Here is an 18,090-nt window from a genome sequence, read left to right as displayed (position 1 = left end):
GAAAAAGAACAAAAAAGAGGCAGGTGTCCCCATGAAGTGGTTTACGGACTACATAGAAGAGCTGCAGCTTGTTTTCGATGAGGCGGTGCGCCGGGTTTCCGCATTTCCCGCCCCGCTGCATACGGCCGGACTGGACTATCTGGACAAGTTTCATCCCCTGAAAAAAGACAGCACGAAAAACTACATTTGCTATCTGCTGCCGTTCTGGCTGAGGGAACAGACCAAGCTCCCTTCCGGTACGTATAGAACGCTTTCGTTAGCCAATGTGTTCGTCATGCTTCATTTTTTCGTCCAGGACGATTTCATGGACACGGATACGGGAGCGGAAGAGCGCCGGCTGATGCTGCCCCTCTCGAATCTGTTTCAAGCGGAATATTCCCGCCTCTACCGGGTTTTTTTTCCTGCGGATTCCCCGTTTTGGGCATACGCGGATACCTACCTTCGGCAGTGGGCGGAATGCGTGACCAAGGAGAACGAAGCGGATTATTTCCGCAAAGACCCCATCCGCATCGCGTATAAAGCCGCTCCCGTTAAACTGGCAAGTACGGGCGCCCTGCTGTTAAGCGGTCAGGAGGAGCTGATCGGGCCGTTCTCGCAGCGGACGGATCATGCTCTGCTGGCCTTGCAAATGGCCGATGACTGGGCCGACTGGCAGGAAGACTTGGATACGGGCAGCTACAACTGTCTCCTCTCTCTGATCCGGGTGCGAAGGGGCTTGAATCCGGATGAGCCGCTTTCGGTAGACAACGTCAAACAAGCCGTGTTCACTCACGGCTGCCTGCGCGATTATGCCGAGGCCGCATCGGCCTACTCCGCCGGTGCCCGGACCGACTTGTTTCAAGCCCCGCATATGGATGCCTTTCAACAATCCCTATCGGATAGCCTCCTGACGGAAGCTTCGCGGATTGACAAAGAAAGGGGACTTTTGGAACTAGGAGGATTTGCCTACTTGCTGTCAAAAAGAAACAAATCTTAATGACATTAGACCTATACCCATGCTATACTCAGGGCGGAATATGATCCCTTTACTTTGAAAGGATGAGCCTTGTGTCAGCAGAAGAGATTTTGAAAAATCAAATCATTGAGAAAGCCTGGACGGACCCGGAATTCAAGAAAGCGTTGCTGAACGACCCTAAAGGAGCCTTAAAGCAAGCCTTTGACCTCGAGCTGCCGGAATCGGCGGATGTAAAAGTTCTGGATGAAGCTCCCGGCCGGTACTTTCTCGTGATTCCTCCGAATCCGGCTGAAGTACTCAGCGCCAAATCCGACGCGAATAGCGTCTGGTAATCCCCTACAAAACGGCTAGCCGGGTATCGAAGGAAACCGGACGATCGCTTCAGTGCCGACACCTTTCTCGCTCTTAAATTCCAGACGGCCATGCATGACCTCGATGATCCGGAAGGTGACCATAAGACCCAGGCCAGTCCCCTTGGTTTTCGTTGAAAAGTACGGCTCTCCAAGTTTGGAGAGCTCTTTAGTTTCCATTCCCTCCCCGTTATCCCGGATATGAATCCACACTTCATTCTTCTCTTGGTACGCCCAGATCTGGATCTGCCCCTGCCCGTCCAATGCCTCGATACTATTCTTAATGATGTTAATAAACGCCTGTTTGAATTTCGAAGAATTGCCCTCGATGTAGAGATCCTCCGGGACCTCCAGTGTAATTTCACCGCCTTGAAGATTAGCCAGCGGAACCAGAATGCCTTCGATTTGCTTCAATTCCTGGCAGATGTTCAGTGACGTGATATGTTCCAACTGCGGCTTCGCGAACGTAAGAAAGTCCGTAATGATGTTAGAGGCACGGTCGAGTTCCTCGACCGCCATGTTCATGTACCCTTTTTCCTTCTGGCCCAGCTTCTCTGCGGCCAATTGAAGGAAACCTCTCGTCACCTGCAGAGGGTTACGCACCTCATGAGCCACGGAGGCGGCCAGGTCGCTTATGATCTCCATTTTTTCCGCTCGCTGCAGCTCATTGTTGTACATCACCAGTTCCTTGGAATACCTCACGATTTTATCGTGATCCCGGGCAAATCCCCTGCCGAGAATAATGATGAGCGAGGTCACGAAGCAAACGATACCAACCTTCCAGTAAATAAACTCATACTGTTCGTTTTTGGCATAGAACACAAGCAGATCGACGATACCGGATGCCGCGAAAAGGCCGATTCCCGTCGTTAAAGTTACCCCGTCCTTGCTGCCCCTGACCGCATGGATGATAGCCATTCCGATCAGCAGCACAAATTGGATCAGCATCGTAAGCCCCAACAGCGTAACCGTCACGAAATAATAAGCTTTGTCGTACCGGTAGGAGGCCAGGTGATTCACCAGTTGGAACAGAGCGCAGAGAACCGAGAATCCGATCTGGAACCAGCGGTATTTGGTCAGCAGCGACCAGGCCCCGTGGCCCAATATTTGTTCGAAATACACCGTCAGGGTCGGCAAAAACACAAGCAGCGCCAGATCAAACAAACTTTCGATCCACTTGCCCTGTTCTTCGAAAAACGTATACGTAAACTGGGAAGACCCGATCATGAGCATCCCGATAGCCAGAATGACCAGACTGAGCGAGAGCCATTTGGCAAGCTGCCCCCGGTTCAGAAATACGGTGCAGATCAACATCAGGAGGGCAATGAACACGAGGGCGCAGCCCAGCAAAACATCGGTCAGATTCGATTTGACATAGCCGGGAAGCAGCGCCTGATAGTCTCCGATTTTCACGTTTTTCTGGAGTCCGATCCTGTCGCTGTCCGTCTCGATATGAATATAAACCGTTTTACCGGATTCTTTGGCACTGAGCGGGATCAGAAGCCGGTTCTTGTCGTACACGTAGGTGTGTCCCGCTTTATAGATTTTGCGTTCATCCGTAAAAACTTCGATGCGGTGGCCGTACAGTTTTCCGATCAACATGCCCGGCTCGTCCCATTCCAGTTGAGGAAGCTCGATTTTCACCCAGATTCCCGAAACGCCCTCCGGCTTGACCGGCATGTTCCCTTTCTCGTTGGCGGGCGTCCATCCGTCTGTGCCGGACGGAGTCCGCGTTCCGGCAGAGCCAGTCCCCTGACTGTCCCACTTGTATGCCCATTCGGTAATCTTGATCGTGTCCAAGGGAGATTGCCCCCGCGCCGTGAACGGCACGAACAACAGAGTAAGCAGTACGATCCCGATAAATACGGATGCCAGGAACGCCGTTGCTCTTGATTTGGTCATTATGTATGCACCTCTGAAGAAGAATAGAAAAGGGTAGTCTAATACCGGAATCCCTGATATGACAAAATTCGCCAAATACACTTATATTTCCTGCCTATTCGGAAAAATAAAAGACAAAGCGCGATTTTATTCGACAATCGTCGCTGTACGGATTCAGCGCATGCAGAAGCTCCAGCAGATCGGCCAGCTCTTCCACGGAGTGGGTATCGTCCCCGGCTTCCATATATTCGTTCAACTCTTCCCCGAGCTTCCGCCGGAGTTCACGTTTGTATTCCCTTCGCCAAGCGAGCGTATGCGGCAGTTTTGCCCGTTTTCCCGGATGATTTCCGGTATTTTATCCCGAACGTGTTTGTTATAAATGGTCATACGCAGCCTCCGTCTTTGCGTTCCGTATGTTCTAAGCTTACCATTTTGATAGAGGCTCCAAAACTACCTGACGGCGGAAAACGCACAATTTCTCTTCCTTAAAGTACGTTATGAGGGCCGAACTGCCGAAAACGGCGCCCTTCAAGGATTTTCTTGCACATTCCGCCGATTGCCGATACATTAATAAGTACTTGGGACAAACTGATCGGAGGGAAAGCACCGTGGACGTTCTTATATTAGGAAGCGCCAGCGCTTCGGGAAGCAGGGAAAGGGACAACACTTACCTGCTTTTTCAGCATAGGGAAGGCAATTGGATGATAGACGTGGGCGGCAATCCGCTCGGCAAACTGAAACAGGCTGAAATCCCGCTGCAAACCATCAAAGGAGTCATTCTTACCCATTTCCACATCGACCATATTTTCGGTCTCCCTTCTTTGCTATGGGGCATGTGGCTCGGCAAAAGAAAAGAACCGCTGATCATCTGCTGCCCGCAGGATCATCAGGATCAGCTCGGCGATATTCTCCGCGCGTACCGAACCGATGAGTGGCCGATCGGCTTCGAGATTAAGGTGCAGCCGTTCGACTGCACAGAGCCCGGTACCTTGTTCGTGCAGGGCGATATGACGGTCTCCGTCTTCACGAGCCTGCATTCGGGCTCCACATCGGGCATCACGGTCGCGTGCGGGGAGAAGGTACTCGTCTATTCGGCGGACACGGCCCCGAGCGAATGGATACGCAGCCAGCCAAGGATTGACGTCCTGATCCACGAAGCGACGCAGGCCCGGGGCGACATGAGCATCCACACGAGCCTGGAAGGCATCCTGACCTTCTATCCGGTCGACCGAATCCCTCAAGTGATCGCGATTCATCTTACGGATGACGAGCCTTACGAAGAGGTTTTAGCCCAATATAAAAAAACCGGCACACCGGGCGTGTTGCTGGCACACGATATGATGAGGGTTTCTCTCTAGGAGGTGAGTTTCTTTGAAAGTAATTGTGTATGATCTGGAGATGACCGTTACCCGCAAAAAGATCCACGTTTCGGAAATTATCGAAATCGGGGCGGCGGCCGTTGAATTCGCGGACGGCAAGCCTGCCGTAACCGGCACGTTTCAATCCTTCGTAAAACCGGACCGGTCCCCGGTTATTTCCGCCTCCACGCAGGCCCTGACCGGCATTAAACAAAGCGAGCTGCAATCGGCGGAACCTTGGCCGCTCGTGCTGGAACGTCTGCTCGAATGGATCGGCGACGGAGACTATTATCTGTGCGCCTGGGGTCCCGACGACCTGATCCAGTTGGGCAGCGACTGCCGGATGCACGGCGTCAAAACCGATTGGATCTGCAACCATAACAACCTGCAAAAGCTCATGGCCGGACTCGTCCGGCAGGAGAAACAGCAGCAGATGGGCCTCAAGACCGCCCTCGAATACTGGAATATCCCATTCGACGGCTCCCATCACCGGGCCCTGGACGATGCGATGAATACCGCCAAGCTGTTCATCCACCTGCATGACCGGCTCGAGCTGGAGCGGAATCAGGCGGGGGATCTCCCCCTATACACGACGGAGGTCGTGTACAAAACCGGCGACAGCTTCACGAACAACCCGTTCGAAAAGCTGGCCCTGTTCGCACAAAAGGAACCTACGTCGTAGGTTCCTTTTCTTTTGGGCGGATGAGACTTTCCGGCAGACAGCGATGCTTCCGGCGTCCGCCGTTTTTACAGCACCGCTTCGACGGCCGGCTGCATATCCAGAGGATCGACGCCGGACTCGAAGCGCTTCACGACGTTGCCCTCGCGGTCGACGAGAAATTTGGTGAAATTCCACTTCACATCGTTGCCCTGGAGCAGCTGCGGCTGCTTTTCCGACAGAAACGCATTCAGCATTTTACCGCTCGGATGGTTCAGGTCAAACCCTTCGAAAGGCGCTTGTTCGGTCAAATAAGCGAAAAGCGGATGCTTCTCTTCACCACGTACGTCGATTTTCTCGAACAGCGGGAACGTAACGCCGTAATTGAGCTGGCAGAAGGTGTTGACTTCCTCGTTCGTGCCCGGCTCCTGCTCGCCGAACTGGTTGCATGGAAAACCGAGGACGACAAGTCCCTGATCCCGGTATTTCTCGTACAGCTTCTGCAGATCGGCGTATTGCGACGTAAACCCGCATTGGCTGGCTGTGTTGACGATCACCAGCACCTTGCCTTCGTACTCTTCAAGCTTCGTTTCCGTTCCGCGAATGCTTCTGGCTGAATAAGGGTATACGCTCATCGTCATCTTCCTCCATGTTCTTGCGGTCCCGCACTACAGAGGCGGCTGCCCGGCGGTGGTACAGGTACCCAGCTCTTATTTGATTTACAAAAATTAAATTGCCCACAATTTATGTGTATTTTAAATGTAGCACAGTCCAAAAAACAAGTCAAAAACTTGGGTCTGCACGTCTCGCGGTTCCCAAAATTTCCATCCGGCATCCAAAAGCGGTATGATAGAAACGAGACCATGCAGATAAGGTGGAATGAATGACATGACAGGCAAGCGCAAAGGTTTTACAGGTCTTCTGCTTCTCGTGATGGCCCTTCTGGTCATCGCCGCAGGATGCGGTAAAGCGAAGACGGACGGAAGCGGTACGGCAACTCCGGCTCCGACACCGTCCCCGACGGCAGCCGGTTCCGCGGGCGGTTCGGAGCCGCCGAAGACGGACGGTAAGAACCCGGTCGTGACCATCGAAATGGACAACGGCAAAATCATCAAAGCGGAGCTTTATCCGGATGTGGCTCCGAATACGGTGAACAACTTCATTTCGCTTATCAAAAAAGGATCTTACGACGGCAAAATCTTTCACCGGGTCATCCCCGGTTTCATGATCCAGGGCGGCGACCCCGAAGGAACCGGCGCCGGCGGTCCGGGCTACGGCATCAAGGGCGAGTTTACCTCCAACGGCTTCAAGAACGAGCTGAAGCACACCCGCGGCGTACTCTCGATGGCCCGCGCCCAGGATCCGGACTCCGCCGGCTCCCAGTTCTTCATCATGGTGGCGGACTCCACGCATCTCGACGGTCAGTACGCTTCCTTCGGTAAAGTAACCGAAGGCATGGAGGCGGTCGACGAGATCGTCAACCAGCCTACGGAAGCCAACGACCGTCCCAAAACTCCGCCGGCGATGAAGAAGGTCACGGTGGATACGCTCGGAGTGGAATATCCCGAGCCGAAAACGATTAAGTAAGCAGCCGCAGGCCGCCGCTCTCCGGAAGCCGGCCGTGCCGGCACCTTGCGTGCAGGCCGGAAAGGCCCGCCAGCTTGAATGCTGGCGGGCCTTTTTGCGCGAGAATATCACCGGGGAAGCTCCTGTCACACCGAGCTCTTCGCGCTCCTCAGTGCGTGATATCGGCCGGGATGGCTTCCGCGGCCGCCGCAAGGTCCCTCCCGCTGAGGAAAATCTGCAGCCCCCGGCGGCCGGCCGAAATGCTGACCGGCTTGGTCTCCAGCCCCGCGCACTCCAGATACAGCGGGTAGTTCTTTTTCATACCGAGCGGAGATACCCCGCCCCGTATGTAGCCGGTCAGCGCCTGCAGCTCCTTCACCGGGACCATGTCCACCTTCTTGTTGCCGCTTACCGAAGCGAGCGCCTTCAGGTGAAGCTCTTTGTCTCCCGGAATACAGGCCAGCAGAACCCCGGTTTTGTCCCCGCGCAAAACGAGGGTTTTATACATGCTGTCGATTCCGATCCCCACTTTTCCCGCCACGGTTCCCGCATCAAGCTGATCTTCGTCCCACTCGTATTCGTGAAGGGTATACGCGATACCGAGCTTGTCGAGCATCCGGCAAGCGTTTGTTTTGGCTTGTGTCCCCATCGTTTCAGCCTCCCTGCTGTGTATGGATCGTGATTACGCCCGGCCGCCTCCCGGCTCCATTCTCGCTTTCACGGAGCGGGCATATTCGGACGGACTCATGCCGGACGCTTTCTTGAACATTTTCGAAAAATGATGCACGCTCCCGAATCCGAGCCGGCCGGCGATTTCCGTAAAATTGCATGTCTCTTCCCGGATGAGAAGCTTGGCCTGTCCGATCTTGATCCGGCTCCAATATTTCATAACGGTTGTGCCTGTCTGCGCTTTAAAGCTCTCTTTGAGCAGCGTTTTGCCGATATGAAAATGACGCGAAATTTCATCCAGCGTGACGGGAGATTCCACATTCGCTTCCATATAGGCAATCACTTTGGCCGCCAGCTCCTCCTGATTCTTCTGTCTTGCCGGAGAAGATATCTGGGCCCGCGAGACTTCCCGGTCAAACGGCGCCCGGCGCAGCAGCCGGATCAGGAACGCTTCGAAATAGCAGCGCAGCAGCTGCTCGGAACCCGGCAGAGCATTCTCTCTTCGCTTCAGCGGATACTCGAACGGAAATTCGAACGCGTTCTCCCCTTCCTGGACAATCCGGGCCAGCAGATCCCTCTCTTCGTCCTCCAGCCTCGGAACCGCGCCCGCAAAAGCGTTCATAGCGGGGGAATCGCAGTCAAAGGTGAGCACGATAACATTGGGCGCCCTGCCCGGAGCGGCACGGAAGCTGTGAAATTCGTTCGGCTCGTGGAAGATGGCCATGCCCTGCTTAAGTACATGCCCCGCTTCATCCGTCACGACCTCGATCTCTCCCTTGTCCACGTACAGAAATTCCCAGAAGTTATGCCGCTCTCCCCGGAACACGTAGTCCTTCCCATGTTCGAAATAATACATCGTGATGATGCTGCCGATCCGGATTACCTGCTCCAGGTGCGTCCTCTGCATCCGGTTTAGCCGGTCTTCCCGCGTTTCTCCACTTGCCGGAACTTCTTGGAGTTCCAAGGCACGGGCTTCTTGGGCTTCTTGGGCTTCTTGCTCTTCCGGGCCTTTCTGGTATTCTTGGGCTTCTTGCGCTTCCCGGTTTTCCTTCAGCGCCTCTTGCACCTCTTGCTCCTCTTGCTCCTCCTGTTTCGCCTGGTTTTCCCGAATTTCCCGGTTCCCCCGCTTTTCCCCGACAGCCTGATCTTCCCGGACACCGTTTTTTTTCCGCGACTCCTTCTGCTCCACACTCTCACCTCCTGCCGTTCCGACTAAAAGGGACAAAAAATCCGACCCTTCGGACAAAGAAAAAGAAGAATTCCCTTTTTATACTGAATATAACGGATTTTATTCCTTTACCAAATGCGATTCAGAAAAGAGGAGCTTCTATGAACCTGGGAATAATCGGCTACGGCGACCGCATCAGCCATGTTGCGTCAGAGATCATGAAGGAGGACCCGGACTGCAAAATAACCGCCATCACGGATATCCGTCTCGGGGAACTTCAGGAACAGTTCCGTGAAAAAGGACGGGAGGCTATCTCCTTCTACGCATCCGCCGACGAGATGCTCGATAACGAGCGGCTGGACGGCGTTCTGATCGGAACGCGCTGCTCCCTGCATACGCCCATGGCGCTTAAAGTGCTTTCCCGCCATTTGCCGCTGTATCTGGAAAAACCTGTCGCGACAACGATGGAGGAGCTGCTCCGGCTGAAACAAGGCTACGAGGCCTCCCGTTCACCGGTCGTAGTGTCGTTCCCCCTGAGGGTCACGTCGATCGTCAATTTCGTCCGGGAAATCATCGAGTCCGGGAAAATCGGCACCGTCGAGCACGTGCAGGCCGTAAATAACGTGCCGTACGGAGCGGTGTATTACCAGAACTGGTACCGGGACGAAGCCGAAACAGGCGGGCTTTTCCTCCAGAAGGCGACACACGATTTCGACTATATCAATTCAATTCTCCGACTCGCTCCCACGGGTGTGGCCGCCATGACGTCCAAGCAAATTTTCAAAGGCACCAAACCTGCGGGACTGAAATGCGCCGACTGCGAAGAGAAGCGGACCTGTCCGGACAGCACGGCGTTTCCCTCCAAAGATATCCCGGAGACGTGGGAATACTGCGTATACGCCGAGGATACCGGCAACGAGGATTCAGGCAGCGCGCTGATCCGCTACGAATCGGGCATGCATGTGTCGTATTCGCAAAATTTCTTCGCCCGCCGGGCGGCCGCTTCCAGAGGAGCGCGTTTCCTCGGGTACAAAGGTACCGTCGAGTTCGATTTCTACACGAACCAGGTGAAAGTGTTCATGCACCACACGCCCCGCGTAGAAACTTACGAAATTGGAGCGGGCGACAACCATTTCGGCGGCGACTCCGCCCTTGCGGCCAATTTCGCCGGGCTGATGCGGGGCGCCGCTTCACCGGTCGCTACGATGGACGACGGACTGTTAAGCGCCTTGATGTGCATCCAAGCCCGTGAATCCGCCGTATCCGGAACGTTCCGGCCTATAAGGTACGACACGCCGGCGGTATGTACGCCGTAATCGTCCGCTTGAAGCAGCCTGTCCACCACGGACGGGCTGCCGGCCGTTTTTACTCGATCTCGTAGACGAGCCAATCCGTAGAGACATGTCCACCCATTTTGTTGTACAACGACTGGGCGGCCGTATTATCTTTGGCCGTCTCCCACGTCATATAGGCAAAGCCCTGCTCCCGGATGTAGGACAGGCACGAGCGGAACAGCCGCTCTCCGACTTTATGGCCGCGGGCAGAAGCATCGACGAAAAGATCGTTCAGCACGGCCGTCCTTTTGACTTGAAGCGTGCTGAAGGAAAAATACAACGTCGCGAAACCGACGAGCGTACCGTCTTTCTCCGCTACAAACTGCAGACCGGCCGACGGATTCTGCCGGAGATGGTCAATGAGCTTAACCAGTTCTCGTTCATCCGGACGGGGCCTTTTATAGAAATCGACGATATATTGGATCATGAGATCGTGAAGCTGGCGGGTATCTTCCTCCGTCGCGGGTCTGATGCTGACCGAATCCGTAGTCATGGCAGGCGTTCTCCTTCCTAATGCGTATAGGATTTATGCTTTTCTATCATTTTAGTTACGGCTGACTCCGGTTACAACCTTATTTTACAAATCCGTCCGTTTCATCCTGCCCTTCCGCCCACAAAAACATCGTGTGTTTTCCACTTGGCGAGTTTATAATAAATGGAATAAAACTTCAAAGTTGCTGGAGGATTAGGAAATGAATGCCGTCGAAAAAAGAATTCATAACCTTTATCAGTACAAACCCGCACTGACACTGGACCCGTCTGTCGCCGATCATTTCTGGGACAAGAAGCTGGACCTTTTCAAAAGCAAGCCCCTCAATGCCCGCGTCGAGCGGAGAGACTCGCTGATGAACGGAGTCGATACCTATCACGTGACTTACGAAGGGTTTGACGAAACTCCTATTCACGGATGGTTTCTGGTTCCCTCTTTTCTGCAAAAGAAGAGCTACCCCTGTCTCGTTATGTTCCCAGGGTATACGGCCGATAAAGGCCTGCCGGAACGGTATGCGGCCTGGCTGCTTCAGGGTTTTGCCGTTTTTGCCGTCGATGTGAGGGGCCAGGGAGGCGAAACCGGCAACCGGCTCGACTACGACGCGGGAACCAGCACCGGCTGGATGACGCAGAACATCCTCGACAAGGACCGCTGCTATTACATGGCGGTTACGCTGGACGCGTACAAGGCGGTCGAGTGGGCCGCCGGACGGCCGGAAGTACGGACGTCCAAAATCGCGGTAGTGGGCGGCAGCCAAGGCGGCGGACTCTCGCTGATCACGGGCGCGCTCCACGAGAAAGTGTCGCTGATCGTTGCGGACATCCCGAATATGTGCCACATGGACTTCGGCGTGCTGAACTCGGTCGGTTCCCTGAAGGAAGCCGCCGATTTCATCAAGCGGAACCCGGACCGGCTGGAGCCGGTATTCGAGACGCTCGCCCATTTCGACATGATGAACCTGGCCCACCGCATTCGGGTCCCTGTCCGGATGACCGTCGGGCTCAAGGATATGGTGTGCTGGCCGGAGGCCATCTTCGCCGCTTACAACCGGATCGAAGGGGATAAGCACATCGACGTGCATCCTTTCTCCGGCCATGAAGTCAGCGAGCGGCAGCAGCAGGAGCACAGGAAATATCTGGCCGAATGGGCCCGCGAGGAGCAGTAGAGCCGTACCGGGAGCCCGGCTGGAGAAGCAGGACTTAAAGTTATTCTGTTAGCAGAGCATGCGGACGGATAACGGAGGGGCCTGCTTTTTTGTGGCGGCCCGGACCCGGATACTTGGCAGTTCCGCTGCAGGGCCAGGGGCTGCGGGAGCAGGATTTGAACCTGCGGCCTTCGGGTCATGTGCCGGGCTGCGGGAGCGCCGGGCCTCAGCGCCGCCATGCCGTGCAGGAACGTTAGCTCGGGATTCGCGCGCCGGAAGGCTGGCCCTGACCATGCGGCGCACGGCGGATCATAGAATGGCAGGCGGACCGAACCGCTTCCTGCCTCAAGGCCGATCCCCGCAAGCGGTGATGGCCTTCGCTTGACCAGTGGCCCGATCGACTAATCGGCAGCTTTCCAGCATCTGGATCGTTTTTCATTGACGCGTATACGTGTATACACGTATACTTATTTTAATCCTAATCTAATTCAAGGAGGCGAGTTGTTTGACATCTAGCCGGCAAGTCCCCCTCATAACGAGCGGCAAGTCGTTGGGCGAACAAGCGTATGAAGCGTTGCGGGACTCCATCATCACGTTAAAACTGGAACCCGGCCAAACGATTTTCGAAAGCGAAATCGCGGATACGTTCCGGATCAGCCGGACTCCGATCCGCGATGCGTTCCAGCTTCTTGTAACGGAGCATCTGATCGAGGTGCTTCCTCAGAGGCATAAGAAGATCGCGCGCATTTCGGAATCCAAAGTAAGGGAAAGCAGCTTTGTCCGGCTTAGCCTGGAGAGCAGCGCCTTCAAGCTTGCTGCCGGAAGCTGGAACGATACCGACCGCTTCGTGCAGGCGGAGAGGCAGATCGGCCGTATCCTCCGGGAGCAGAGCGATGCGGCAGAGCATCAGGATGTGGTTCAGTTCCTGCAGCTGGACGAGGCTTTTCACAAATGCATCCTGGAACTGACCGGCAACGCGACTCTGCTGGAAGTGGTTTACCATATGCGAGGCCATCTGAATCGTCTCAGATATCTGGCGATGAAAGAACTGGTGCTGACCCGGAAACTGGTCGAAGAGCACCTGGAGCTGTTCGACAGCTTGAAAAAGAACGACGAAACGAGCACCGTTCAGCTGCTGGAGCGGCATCTCGGCAATCTGGATCATGAGATCCCGCAGCTCCGGGAGCAGTTTCCCCACTATTTCACCGACTGAAAACGCAGGAAGGATGATAACCATGAAGATGACCTTTCGCTGGTTCGGCGAGAATGATCCCGTAACTTTAACGAACATCCGGCAAATCCCCGGCGTGACCGGAATCGTGTCGGCTATCTACGATGTTCCCGTCGGAGAAGCATGGCCGCTCGACAAAATTACCCGCTTGAAGCAGACGATCGAAGATCACGGTCTCCGCCTGGACGTAATTGAAAGCGTACCCATTCACGAGGATATTAAGCTCGGCCTTCCTTCGCGCCAAGCCTATATCGACAATTACAAAACAACGCTGCGCAATCTGGCGAAAGCCGGCATCGATACCGTCTGCTACAATTTTATGCCGATCTTCGACTGGACCCGGACCTCTCTTCATTACGAACTCGAAGACGGCTCCAACGCCCTCATCTACGAGGAAGAAGTCGCACAGAAAATGAATCCGCTCACAGGCGAGCTTAAGCTTCCCGGCTGGGATACGAGCTATACGGACGACCAGCTCAGAACCCTTTTCGACCATTATAAAAACGTCGACGAAGAGAAGCTCTGGTCGCATCTCGCTTATTTTATTCGGGAAATCATGCCGGTCGCCGACGAAGAAGGCATCAAAATGGCCATTCATCCGGACGATCCGCCATGGCCGATTTTCGGGCTTCCCCGCATTATTACCAACCGGGAGAACCTCGACCGTTTCCTCGGACTCTACGACAGCCAAAATCACGGACTGTGCATGTGCAGCGGTTCGCTGGGCGCCCATAAAGACAACGATTTCCCGGCCATGCTCCGGCATTTCGGGCACCGGAAGCGCATTCACTTCGTTCATGCCCGCAACATCAAGCGGATCGGGGACAAAAGCTTCTGCGAGACTTCCCACCTCTCCGAGCACGGGTCCGTCGACATGGTAGAAGTGATGAAGGCCCTCAAGGAAGTCGGCTTCGACGGTCCCCTGCGGCCCGACCACGGCCGCATGATCTGGGGCGAAACGGGAAAGCCCGGCTACGGGCTTTACGACCGCGCCCTCGGCATCGTCTACCTGAACGGCATCCGCGAAGCCCTGAACCATTAGCTGGTTCACTCCGCCCGGCGTGAGGGTAATTCCTTAAAGGACTTATCTCGTTCTACTATCCCGTTCGGATCTTGCGAACAGCGGAACTCACGCTGAAAAGGAGGGCATACACATGCCGGATAAGCGTTTGGAAGGTAAAGTGGCCGTCGTCTCCGGCGGCGGCTCCGGAATCGGCAAAGCTTCGGCCATCCGTTTGGCCCAGCAGGGAGCTAAGATCGTCATGCTGGACCGCACCCCGGATAACGCGGAGAAAACGAAAGAGACGATCGAAAGCGCCGGTGGAGAGGCTCTCGTGATCGAGTGCGATATTTCCAAGCCGGAGATGATCGAACAGGGATTGCGGCAGGCGGTCAGCCGATTCGGCGGCATCGATATCGTGTTCGCCAATGCGGGCATCAACGGAACCAAAGCTCCGATCGAAACGCTGGAAATCGACGAATGGGAGCAGACGATTAACATCAATCTGCGCGGAACGTTCGCTACCGTCAAATACGCGATCCCTCATCTGAAAGAAAAAGGCGGAAGCATTATTATCACAAGCTCCATTAACGGCAACCGCGTCTTTTCCAATATCGGATTTTCTACGTATGCCACGACAAAGGCCGGTCAGGTAGCCTTTATGAAAATGGCGGCCCTGGAGCTTGCCCGGTACAAAATCCGGGTAAATGCCATCTGTCCGGGCGCAATCGACACGAATATCGACAATAACACGTATCCGACCGACGATTTGAAGGAAGTTCAAATTCCGGTCGAATTCCCGGAAGGCGATCACCCGCTCAAGGGTGCGCCGGGAAAGCCCGAGCAGGTGGCCGATCTCGTGCTGTTCCTTGCTTCCGACGAGTCCTCCCATGTCACGGGGACGGAAATCTACGTCGACGGCGCAGAGTCGCTCCTGCGCGGCTGATCACTAAAAGGGCGCTCTCCACGGAACATGGAGAGCGCCCTTTTGGCGTTTGTCCGACGGCGGCGCGTATGTCCGCCGTCGTCCGCTGCCCTATGTATGACTACGGGTGCGGCCGCCCTTTTCAGGCACTGGCGCCGTCGCGCTCCCATTTTTCCAGCATCAGCACGTATAGCTCCTCCAAAGGCATCTTCACGGCGGTCTGCGTAATGTTGACCGTAGCCTGCACCAGCCCCTGATTCGCTTTCATAAGCGCTTTCTTGAACCCGTTCTGCCGGGCGAGGAACGTGTCCGTGTCGTGAAGGCGGATGCCGATAAAACGCTGGCCCATATAGTCGTACAGCTTAATTTCCTCGATATCCGCCCACTTCAACTCGCCCCCGCCGATAGCCGACGAATGGTCCACAATCCCCTCATCGTTCACGATAAGAGATGGCCTCCGGTTGAAGAGCCGGTAAACCAGATACAACAGACACGCCCCGAAAAAGGCAACGCTGATTCCCCCGATCACCACAAGTCCCAGGGAATTCTCCTCGTCCGACTGTCCCACTCCTATAAATACGACACCCAGAACAACAAAAACGAGTGCGGCCAAAACGAGCCCTATCGTTTTTTTGGTACTCGGATAAATGATCCATTCATTAGGCTGATGCACCGGCAGCAAAACAATCCCCCCTAATTTTCCTCTATCCGTTATATAACAAGCCGCGTGAAAGTTGAAACAAAAAGACGATTTTAAGACAGATACACGTGTCCCTGATACATCTCGGTAATGCGCCGCGCCGCACCTTCCAGTACCGTTTCGTTCAATCCTTCCAGCTCCTCCAGATGCTCCAGCCTTTCCTCAAGCGAAAGCTCCGGGAACGTGAACAGGCTCCAGTTTGCCAAATTCTCGATCGCCGCCTGAAAATCCAGCCGGCCGTAATCCAGATAAGCCTTGTAGATATAACAAGCTCCGTATGACGGATCCAAGGCCAAAGCCTGGTCGAAAGCGTTGCGTGCCGCGTCTTCTTCCCCCTCCAGCTTAAAGCAGACGATACCCAGATTGAAAAAAGCCGAAGGGCTGTCCGGATGAAGTCTCGAAAACTGGCGGGCGAGGTTTCGGGCCTCGGCGTACTCTTTTTTCAAGTACAGCACATTGCCCCGCAGGCTGATCAGGTCCGTGCAGGAGGCATCCTTATCGTAGCCGACGATGCAGTCCAGCTCCGCTTTTTCAAGCTCGCGCAGAGTAAGATAGCATTTCGCCCGGCTCTCGTAATAGGACGCATGCTCCGGCTGGATGTCGATCGCTTTCGTAAAAGAAGCGATGGCCATCTCAAGATGGCCCATCTCCTCAAGCACCCGGCCCATCGCATGATGGTAGCCGGCTCCCTCGGAAATGCCGGGCTCCAGCTCCGCCGCATGATGCAGATCCATCAGGGCCTCGTCAAAGCGGGAGTCCATGAAATAAGCATAGCTGCGCTTCATGCGGAAATCCGCACGGTCCTGCATCGCGATCGCTCTGCCGTAAGCGGACGCCGCCTGCCCGAAGGCGCCGGTCTCTTCCAGAATCAGACCCCGCTGCTGTTCGTTAAGAGGATCGTCGTCCTCCAGTTCCAGCAGGCGCTTGTTGAATTCCAGCGCTTTCTCGGTCTGGCCCAGATCCAGGTAAGCATCCGCCAGCCAGTAGCAGACGATCGGATTCCCCGAATCCTGCTCGTAGAGTTTGTGAAGCAGAGGCACCGCTTCGGAATCCCGGTTCTGCGCCCGGTAGAGAAGGACTCTTTCCATCCACAGAACGCGCTCTTCCACGTCCCGCTCCTTTTCCAGAACATCCAGCTCGCGCTCCGCGTCCTCCCAGCGCCCTAAGCTGCGGTAGACCGCCACACGCTGCAGGTACAAGCCGTTGTTGTCCGGGTAGGCTTCAAGAGCGCGGTCGATCTCTTCCAAAGCTTCCCCGTACCGTTTCAGACTCGTGTATAGGCCCGCCAGGTCTTTGCGGAATCCGCAGGTACGCTCCGCTTCTTCCATGAAAACACGGAAAGCTCCCGGACCGTATCCGGTCCGGTTGAGCACGAGCCGCTGCCCTTTATCCGAAATGTACTCCCATTCGATCACCTGGTCGACGGCTTTGCGCATCGAACTGACGGCTTCTTCCGGACGGCCCATAATTTCCAGCGTCTTACCCAGCCTGTAATGGAAAATGGGAATGTCCCGGTCGGGATACGACAGCACTTTGCGGAATGTTTCCTCCGCCCGTTCGTAATCATCCATCCGCCAGTAGCACATGCCCAGCTCGTAGTAGGTCGATACGACGGAATCTTCGGGCTCGCGCTTGACGCATTCTTCCAGATCTGCGGCCGCCGCCTCGTAATCCTGAAAATCCTTGCGCCATATCCCCCTCGTATACCAGTACATGTAAGGTTCGGGATTGAGACGGATGGCCTCGTCCATATCCCGCATGGCCTCTTCTTCCCGGCCGGTTTCCTGCAAAATATGCGCACGCCGCTCATGGGCCTTATCCGAACTCACCCTCCCGATAATGTCCCCCAGGAGAGACAGCGCGTGTTCCGTACGCCCGCACTCGTGATAAACTTCCGCGACTCGAATCTTTTCGGCGGTATCCAGCTTGCCGTAATCGGCCTTTTCGTAATACTGGAGCGCTTTCGCGAAATTCCCTTCTTTTATGTACTGTCTGCCTTTTTTTATATAATAGCCGTTAAAAAGCTTCACGGTCTTCCCTCCCTCTGTTCTGTCCTCCGGCAGTAAGTAAGTATACCTGAAATCGTGAAAATGAAACACGGTTTCATACGTCGTCCGTACCGGCCCGTTTCAAAAGCTCCGGCAGCCCCCGATGCAGCAAAAGAACGTCAAAGGAACCCGCCTTCGTACGCTCTTCCGGTACAGCTATCCTTTTATTATACAAATTATTACTCGGGGGAGGTATACGTTTTTACGGACGGACGATGAAAGGAAGCAAAAATAGCCCTTCAACCGGCAGGCCGCGGCAAGGACTACTGAAAAAAGAACCGGGAGAAATACCGGTCTACGGGCTCTTATTCTCAGCGAGAATATTGCCCCAAAGACTACTACCCTAATGAAAACATGACTGCGATTACTAACACCATAAAGCCAGCACCTATATATACAGGAACTTTCTTTTCGATAAGCCCCGTTTTAAAGGATAGGTAATCTATACCACCCAATATTATTGCGACTAATGCGATTTTCAGAAAATTATTTAGTGACAACTGGTCGACCATTAGGAAAACAACGATGAACAAAATAAAATTTAGCGGGTAGCTAATACTCAATTTGGCCTTCTCCTTTCTTCACACAGGACCATTATATACCAAAATATAGC

General features: G+C 54.6%; 21 protein-coding genes. 11 read left to right on the top strand and 10 right to left on the bottom strand.

Features of this window, described 5'->3' with window-relative positions:
• Window positions 1-31: 31 nt before the first annotated feature.
• Together AC58P5_RS22990 and AC58P5_RS22985 are read left to right on the top strand one after the other, a co-directional pair.
• The gene (locus AC58P5_RS22990; RefSeq protein WP_497390723.1) at window positions 32-976 is read left to right on the top strand and encodes a hypothetical protein; all 945 of its coding nucleotides are present in this window, start codon (window positions 32-34) and stop codon (window positions 974-976) included.
• A gap of 62 nt (window positions 977-1,038) precedes the next feature.
• Window positions 1,039-1,287: an NHLP leader peptide family RiPP precursor gene (locus tag AC58P5_RS22985; protein WP_497390721.1), complete on the top strand. Its 249-nt coding sequence runs from the start codon at window positions 1,039-1,041 to the stop codon at window positions 1,285-1,287.
• A 15-nt stretch (window positions 1,288-1,302) separates the two neighbouring features.
• Here the strand turns inward: AC58P5_RS22985 and AC58P5_RS22980 are convergent, their stop codons facing one another.
• The 3 genes from AC58P5_RS22980 to AC58P5_RS22970 form a co-directional block, all read right to left on the bottom strand.
• Window positions 1,303-3,207, bottom strand: a complete 1,905-nt coding sequence (locus AC58P5_RS22980; RefSeq protein ID WP_497390719.1) for an ATP-binding protein — start codon at window positions 3,205-3,207, stop codon at window positions 1,303-1,305.
• A gap of 94 nt (window positions 3,208-3,301) precedes the next feature.
• Complete coding sequence (locus tag AC58P5_RS22975; protein WP_497390717.1) at window positions 3,302-3,442, bottom strand: hypothetical protein; 141 nt, start codon at window positions 3,440-3,442, stop codon at window positions 3,302-3,304.
• Window positions 3,439-3,573 (bottom strand): hypothetical protein, encoded by a 135-nt coding sequence (locus AC58P5_RS22970; protein WP_497390715.1) that lies wholly within the window; start codon window positions 3,571-3,573, stop codon window positions 3,439-3,441. The genes AC58P5_RS22975 and AC58P5_RS22970 overlap by 4 nt, the downstream gene beginning before the upstream one ends.
• A gap of 221 nt (window positions 3,574-3,794) precedes the next feature.
• Between AC58P5_RS22970 and AC58P5_RS22965 the strand changes: the two genes are divergently transcribed.
• Both AC58P5_RS22965 and AC58P5_RS22960 read left to right on the top strand, forming a co-directional pair.
• On the top strand, window positions 3,795-4,544 hold the full coding sequence (locus tag AC58P5_RS22965) for an MBL fold metallo-hydrolase (RefSeq protein WP_497390713.1): 750 nt from the start codon (window positions 3,795-3,797) through the stop codon (window positions 4,542-4,544).
• 13 nt (window positions 4,545-4,557) lie between these two features.
• Entirely contained in the window at window positions 4,558-5,226 is a 669-nt protein-coding gene (locus AC58P5_RS22960) for a 3'-5' exonuclease (RefSeq protein WP_497390711.1), read from the top strand.
• A 65-nt stretch (window positions 5,227-5,291) separates the two neighbouring features.
• Here AC58P5_RS22960 and AC58P5_RS22955 read toward each other — a convergent pair whose 3' ends face one another.
• The gene (locus AC58P5_RS22955; protein ID WP_497390709.1) at window positions 5,292-5,837 is read right to left on the bottom strand and encodes a glutathione peroxidase; all 546 of its coding nucleotides are present in this window, start codon (window positions 5,835-5,837) and stop codon (window positions 5,292-5,294) included.
• A 253-nt stretch (window positions 5,838-6,090) separates the two neighbouring features.
• Between AC58P5_RS22955 and AC58P5_RS22950 the strand changes: the two genes are divergently transcribed.
• Entirely contained in the window at window positions 6,091-6,789 is a 699-nt protein-coding gene (locus tag AC58P5_RS22950) for a peptidylprolyl isomerase (protein WP_497390892.1), read from the top strand.
• 148 nt (window positions 6,790-6,937) lie between these two features.
• Here AC58P5_RS22950 and ybaK read toward each other — a convergent pair whose 3' ends face one another.
• Window positions 6,938-7,417 (bottom strand): Cys-tRNA(Pro) deacylase, encoded by a 480-nt coding sequence (ybaK, locus tag AC58P5_RS22945; protein ID WP_497390707.1) that lies wholly within the window; start codon window positions 7,415-7,417, stop codon window positions 6,938-6,940.
• Between the two features lie 33 nt (window positions 7,418-7,450).
• Window positions 7,451-8,626 (bottom strand): AraC family transcriptional regulator, encoded by a 1,176-nt coding sequence (locus AC58P5_RS22940; RefSeq protein ID WP_497390705.1) that lies wholly within the window; start codon window positions 8,624-8,626, stop codon window positions 7,451-7,453.
• A gap of 140 nt (window positions 8,627-8,766) precedes the next feature.
• On the opposite strand from AC58P5_RS22940, the gene AC58P5_RS22935 reads away from it, so the two are divergent.
• Window positions 8,767-9,921 carry a Gfo/Idh/MocA family protein gene (locus tag AC58P5_RS22935; RefSeq protein WP_497390703.1) on the top strand — a complete coding sequence of 385 codons (1,155 nt, stop codon included), beginning with the start codon at window positions 8,767-8,769 and terminating at the stop codon, window positions 9,919-9,921.
• Window positions 9,922-9,970: 49 nt separating this feature from the next.
• Here the strand turns inward: AC58P5_RS22935 and AC58P5_RS22930 are convergent, their stop codons facing one another.
• Entirely contained in the window at window positions 9,971-10,432 is a 462-nt protein-coding gene (locus AC58P5_RS22930) for a GNAT family N-acetyltransferase (RefSeq protein WP_497390701.1), read from the bottom strand.
• 199 nt (window positions 10,433-10,631) lie between these two features.
• Here AC58P5_RS22930 and AC58P5_RS22925 point away from each other — a divergent pair, with 199 nt between their 5' ends.
• From AC58P5_RS22925 to AC58P5_RS22905, 5 genes are all read left to right on the top strand, one after another.
• Window positions 10,632-11,594, top strand: a complete 963-nt coding sequence (locus AC58P5_RS22925; RefSeq protein ID WP_497390699.1) for an acetylxylan esterase — start codon at window positions 10,632-10,634, stop codon at window positions 11,592-11,594.
• Window positions 11,595-11,683: 89 nt separating this feature from the next.
• Window positions 11,684-11,830: a hypothetical protein gene (locus AC58P5_RS22920; RefSeq protein WP_497390697.1), complete on the top strand. Its 147-nt coding sequence runs from the start codon at window positions 11,684-11,686 to the stop codon at window positions 11,828-11,830.
• A 248-nt stretch (window positions 11,831-12,078) separates the two neighbouring features.
• Complete coding sequence (locus tag AC58P5_RS22915; RefSeq protein WP_497390695.1) at window positions 12,079-12,786, top strand: GntR family transcriptional regulator; 708 nt, start codon at window positions 12,079-12,081, stop codon at window positions 12,784-12,786.
• A 22-nt stretch (window positions 12,787-12,808) separates the two neighbouring features.
• On the top strand, window positions 12,809-13,846 hold the full coding sequence (gene uxuA / locus AC58P5_RS22910; RefSeq protein ID WP_497390693.1) for a mannonate dehydratase: 1,038 nt from the start codon (window positions 12,809-12,811) through the stop codon (window positions 13,844-13,846).
• 112 nt (window positions 13,847-13,958) lie between these two features.
• Complete coding sequence (locus AC58P5_RS22905) at window positions 13,959-14,750, top strand: SDR family oxidoreductase (protein ID WP_497390691.1); 792 nt, start codon at window positions 13,959-13,961, stop codon at window positions 14,748-14,750.
• 121 nt (window positions 14,751-14,871) lie between these two features.
• On the opposite strand, the gene AC58P5_RS22900 is transcribed toward AC58P5_RS22905, so the two are convergent.
• The 3 genes from AC58P5_RS22900 to AC58P5_RS22890 all read right to left on the bottom strand — a co-directional run bounded on the left by AC58P5_RS22900 (window position 14,872) and on the right by AC58P5_RS22890 (window position 18,040).
• A complete protein-coding gene (locus AC58P5_RS22900) occupies window positions 14,872-15,402 on the bottom strand; it encodes an STM3941 family protein (protein ID WP_497390890.1) in 531 nt (176 codons plus the stop codon).
• Window positions 15,403-15,482: 80 nt separating this feature from the next.
• Window positions 15,483-17,459, bottom strand: a complete 1,977-nt coding sequence (locus AC58P5_RS22895) for a tetratricopeptide repeat protein (RefSeq protein ID WP_497390689.1) — start codon at window positions 17,457-17,459, stop codon at window positions 15,483-15,485.
• A 356-nt stretch (window positions 17,460-17,815) separates the two neighbouring features.
• Window positions 17,816-18,040 carry a hypothetical protein gene (locus AC58P5_RS22890; protein WP_497390687.1) on the bottom strand — a complete coding sequence of 75 codons (225 nt, stop codon included), beginning with the start codon at window positions 18,038-18,040 and terminating at the stop codon, window positions 17,816-17,818.
• Window positions 18,041-18,090: the final 50 nt, after the last annotated feature.

This window comes from Paenibacillus sp. JT31N7 (assembly GCF_059692095.1).
The sequence above is the reverse complement of the archived record's forward strand: the minus strand, read 5'-3'. Positions and strand labels throughout refer to the sequence as shown.